Origin of the sequence: Rhizobium ruizarguesonis (assembly GCF_012349115.1) — a bacterium.
Lineage (GTDB): Bacteria > Pseudomonadota > Alphaproteobacteria > Rhizobiales > Rhizobiaceae > Rhizobium > Rhizobium ruizarguesonis.
In genome coordinates this window covers 1-4,659 of sequence record NZ_PQIG01000145.1, presented here as the reverse complement: position 1 = coordinate 4,659, position 4,659 = coordinate 1, and the positions used below count along the sequence as shown (strand labels likewise).

At 61.5% G+C, this 4,659-nt stretch carries 4 protein-coding genes, 1 tRNA gene and 1 pseudogene; 3 read left to right on the top strand and 3 right to left on the bottom strand.

Annotated elements, in window-relative coordinates:
* Positions 1 to 174: 174 nt before the first annotated feature.
* Genes C3Y91_RS37395 through C3Y91_RS37385 form a run of 3 tightly spaced genes read right to left on the bottom strand, consistent with a single transcriptional unit; the run spans position 175 to position 3,272 of the window.
* A complete protein-coding gene (locus tag C3Y91_RS37395) occupies positions 175 to 1,896 on the bottom strand; it encodes a saccharopine dehydrogenase family protein (protein ID WP_168576446.1) in 1,722 nt (573 codons plus the stop codon).
* A complete protein-coding gene (locus C3Y91_RS37390; RefSeq protein WP_168576445.1) occupies positions 1,893 to 2,342 on the bottom strand; it encodes a thiol-disulfide oxidoreductase DCC family protein in 450 nt (149 codons plus the stop codon). Before C3Y91_RS37390 ends, C3Y91_RS37395 begins: the two co-directional genes overlap by 4 nt.
* Positions 2,343 to 2,363: 21 nt before the next feature.
* A complete protein-coding gene (locus tag C3Y91_RS37385) occupies positions 2,364 to 3,272 on the bottom strand; it encodes an MBL fold metallo-hydrolase (protein ID WP_168576444.1) in 909 nt (302 codons plus the stop codon).
* A gap of 162 nt (positions 3,273 to 3,434) precedes the next feature.
* Between C3Y91_RS37385 and C3Y91_RS37380 the strand changes: the two genes are divergently transcribed.
* The 3 genes and pseudogenes from C3Y91_RS37380 to C3Y91_RS37370 all read left to right on the top strand — a co-directional run.
* Positions 3,435 to 3,508 (top strand) — tRNA-Gln (locus C3Y91_RS37380).
* Between the two features lie 160 nt (positions 3,509 to 3,668).
* The gene (locus C3Y91_RS37625) at positions 3,669 to 4,307 is read left to right on the top strand and encodes a nucleotidyltransferase domain-containing protein (protein ID WP_174827234.1); all 639 of its coding nucleotides are present in this window, start codon (positions 3,669 to 3,671) and stop codon (positions 4,305 to 4,307) included.
* A 10-nt stretch (positions 4,308 to 4,317) separates the two neighbouring features.
* Positions 4,318 to 4,659, top strand: a pseudogene (locus tag C3Y91_RS37370) (hypothetical protein); the annotation flags it as partial.

The following is a 4,659-nucleotide window of genomic DNA, read 5'->3' as shown; positions in this document are numbered from 1 at the left end:
CCGCTTGCGGGGCGAAGGGGAATCGCCGCAACCTCTTCGTCCCTCGCTACCTCTCGCAGGGCACGTCCCCTCTCCCCGTTTTTACGGGGGTCCGGAGGACGGGTCGAGACGAGTGGCTCGACCCCGGCAAGGTTAGGGTGAGGGGCAGCCATCCGCGCGAAGGCAGAGACCCACTCACTCCACCACCAACCACCCCGTATACCGCACCACCAACCCCGTCAGCCGCCCGCCGATCTCCACGTGGAAGTGGAACCGCCCATCGCGCTCCTCCTCATACGTATCCCCGCCAGGCGCCAGAAACATCGGCAGCGGAATCCCGCAGAACCGCCAGCCGCGCACGACGAGTCGCAGCTTTTCCCCATCCGGCACCAGTGCCATCAGCACCCGGAACGGCCCGAAGACCTCGACGAGCAGATCCCGGTCGCGGCCCTTTGCCTCGACCTGCCAGCTGCGGAAGACCGTGCCTCCGAAATCGCGGGTCCAGATCTCCTTGTCGCCATCGCTCACGAAACGCACCGTGACCGGCACATCCTCGCCCGCCGGGGGAAAGCCGATCACCCGAGCGACGATCCTCGCCAGCAGCCCGCTGCCGCGCTCGATCCGCGCCCGGCCGGAGGCGACGCGCGCGCCGCCGGCATGCAGGGCGGCGAGGGCGGGCGGCAGCCGCTCCCAGGCGCTACCGAGGATCCTCTGGTAGAGCGGCTGGCGTGCCTCCTCGTTTTCCATCGCGATGCCGGATGTGATCGAAAACCGCTGGAAGGCCGCTTCGAAATCCGCAAGCTGCAATTCGCCGGCCGCCGGCCGCGCCCCATTCTCCGGCCGCACGCCGGTCAACAGCCGGCGCACCAGCGCCTCCACGCCGATGACCGGAATGAACGGCCCGTCATCACCTTCGGCAATCAGATGCCAGCCGGATGTCAGCCGCTCGCCCGCGTGATCGACACCGCCGATGCGGACGAACATGCCGCCGCGATGTTCGCCCACCGCAAAAGCATGGCTGGCACGCTGCAACAGCCGCGAAAACGGCAGCAGCGACGGCAACAGCCGGAGGCGGACGAGCCTTGCCGCAAGGCTGAGCAAGCGCTGCAGCGGCTGCGGCTCCGTTCCGACACCGGTGAAGCTGGATTTGAGATCGGCAAAGCGCGCCGGCAGCAGCTTGAGATCAGGCGCATCCACCAGCAGAAACTTTCGGCTGCGCAGCGGCTTAACCCCCGGCGGCGCCACCGTCACCCGCATCGCATCGATCAGCCCGCGCCCGGAGGCCGGCTGCCCATCGCGCAGCACCGTGACTTGTCTGCCGGCATAACTTGCGATCGCCCTCACGACATTGAGGCCGATCTTTACATGCGGCGAGGGGGCAATGCCGGCCGCGACAGATTCGATCCGGGAGAAATGCGGCGCCATCGCATCGAGTGCGGCGAAGGAAAGCGCAGGCAGGCTGCTGAGCCCTGACAGAGCGAAGGTGCCCTTGGCCTTGGCAGCGGCATCGAGCCCACCGATGCCGGCGACGAAGCCGGTGCTGTCGGCGATATCGGCATAATCGATGTCGAGGCCGATGCAGGCCTCGACCACCTTATAGGCATCCTTCCCGAAGCTCTGGAACGGCCCCGAGGCATCGACGACGAGATCGGGCCTCATCCGCGTCAGCTGCTCGGTGAGATCGCCGTCACGGTCGAAGCGAACGGCCTGCACCATCGCGCCGAGATTGTTGCTTCCCAGGCCCTCGGCGCCATCTTTCGGCGTCCGGAGATCGGCAACGAAATCGTCAGCCTTTTCAAGCGAGCGCCCCGCAACCAGCAGCCTGAGCCGCGGTTCATCGCCAAGCAGCCGGGCAAGCCGCCCGCCAAACGTGCCGTAACCGCCGATGATGAGCAGCGAAAACCGGTCCTCGCTCATGTGATGAAGCGGCGCCGTTGCTCCGGCGTCGGCACCATGCAGCTTTGCCGCCCGGCAATCTTCAGTCGGTTGCGGGCGATGAATTCATAAAGCGCATCGGCCGCCCGCCGCGGCAGCAGCCGGAAGATCTTCACCAGCGAATAGGGAAAGCCGAGCCCCGCCACCATGCGGATCGAGCCGTCGGACTTGAAGAAGGCGCGGCCGTTTTCGATCAGGATATTGGTCTCGTAGTCGCGCGCATGCAGCCCGTAATGCCGGTAGAGCGCTTCGCCGAGCGGCGTCTGCGCTGCGAGGAAGCGGTATCGCTGCTGCTTGTCATGTTTCAGCGCGAATTTCACCCAGCCGGAGCAGAACACGCATTCGCCATCGAAGACGATCAGCGGCTGGTCATCGGCAAAATCAGGCACATCGGCATCTTCGCGATAGCTGTAAGCGGCGCGCGTCATGGTAATCTCCCCATCTCCCGCTTACAACAGCCGGTAGGTGGCGGCAAGCGAAGGCGGCCCATCGGCCGCAATCTCGCCGCGCTCCAGGAGATCCTCGATATGGGCGAGCACGGAAAGGGCGGCCGCCCCATGCAGCTTCGGATCGGTATCGCGATAGATCACCTTCACCATCTCGGCAATCTGAGTGTCGCCCGCCTGGACGAGCGCCAGCACCGCCTGCTCGCGCCTGAGGCGATGCGCCTTCAGCGCTCGGAGGAAAGTCGAGGGTTCCGTCACCGGCCCGCCATGGCCGGGCAGCAACAGCCGATCCTCGCGCGCAATCAGCCGGTCAAGCGATTCCATGTAATCCGCCATCGAACCATCCGGCGGCGCAACGATCGAGGTCGACCAGGCCATGACGTGATCGCCGGAGAATAGGATGTCGCGGCCATCAAGCGCGAAGGCGGCATGATTGGCCGTGTGCCCCGGTGTCAGCACCGCGCTCAGCGCCCAGCCATCGCCCAATAGGGTCTGACCGTCACTGAGCGTTATATTGGGCACGAAGGACAGATCCGAGCTTTCGGAAAAGGGATTGATCTCGCCATCCCTGAGCGGCCGCGCCGGCCGGTGCGGCCCTTGCCCCACCGTCACCGCCCCCGTTGCCGCCTGCAGCCGCCTGGCCAGCGGCGAGTGGTCGCGATGCGTGTGGCTGACGACGATATGCGTCACCGCGCGGCCGCCAAGCGCTGCCATCAGTGCCTGAAAATGCGCCTCATCCTCCGGCCCGGGATCGATGACCGCGACCGAGGAGGAGCCGACGATATAGCTGTTGGTGCCGAAAAAGGTGAAAGGCCCGGGATTGTTCACTGTAACCCGCTCGACACCCGAAACAACCGGCACGGCCTGCCCATAGGCCGGCTCGAAAGCGAGGTCGAAAGCGGGACTGTCCATGAAGGAATGATCTCAGGCCGATGACGTCGCCAATTCCTAGCACGACGACGGGTGCTGTGCAGCGCATAAATCTGCGCCGGGTTAAACTTAGTTATTGTGACAGGCGAAGAGCTTTGCTAATCAGGCGTCGATTTGAGCAGGTGGTTTCCGCTCAAGCTCTGGTGGGGCGTCGCCAAGCGGTAAGGCAACGGTTTTTGGTACCGTCACCCCTGGTTCGAATCCAGGCGCCCCAGCCAAGCTAATTTTTACCCTTTTATTCCTGATATTTGCGCCCTCATGATGCGACGCTGGCCACCCTTTTGTCATCATAAAGATAGCTATAGGATTGTATTGATATCTTTACAAGCATATAGATACAGTTATGATCATAGAGATATCTATATGATGAGGCCCTTTATGGCGCGACCAAAACCAGAAAGCGCTCTGCGCTTCCCGCTTTCAACAATTTTGGGGAACGAAGCGAATGTGCGGGTGATGCGGGAATTATCGCTTCACGGCGGGCAATTGGGTGTTGGCAATCTCATCAACAGAACCAAGCTATCCCGCCCTCCCATACTCGCCTCGTTAGCAACCCTCACAAGTTTTCAAATCGTTACCGAAAGTGGAACCGGATATGCCCGTCTTTTCAGTCTCAATCGAGGTTCGCCATTCTCTACCCCGGCGCAAGCCCTGTTCGAGACGGAGGAAAGGCGCTTTGCCGATATCCTTGCCGCAGTGAAAGAATGCGCGGCCCTCTTCGGGGACAAAGTTGTGGCGGCATGGGTATTTGGCAGCGTTGCGAGGGGGGAAGACAACGCCTCAAGCGATTTGGACGTGGCGCTCATAGCTGATGCGCCAGACATCGAAACGATACAAAACGGCAGCATCGATTTTCTAGCAGCCAAAGGAAAAGAGTTATCCTTTGCGCCATCGATTAACACCTTGTCTATCACTGACTTGAAACGATTGCGCCAAAGCCGCGATCCCTTATGGAAAGCGTTTCTAAACGAAGGATTGGTAGTTCTTGGACCTCGTCCTGAATCAATAAAGATGTGAAGAGACTACGTTGACCAGAAGTGGCCCTTCGAAACCCTCCGACGCTCGCCATGGTGCAAATCGCTTGATAATCGCCAGGGGATTTCTGGAATCGGCTGAATTGCAAATCAGCAGTGCTCAAGCAGGAACACTCGGAAATCCGATTGCCGCGACTGTGGTCAACGCGGCAATCGCCTATACGGATGCACTGACGGCAACGTTCGCGAACAAGATCAATCAAAACGATCACGCAGCGGTCATCAAGACTTTGCGAGACGCATTGGGAAATCGACTGCCAAAGTCTCAGGAGACCAGGCTTGTTGGTTTCCGCGCGGAACTGAGCCGGTTTTTCCACCGAGAATTGAGCCACCTC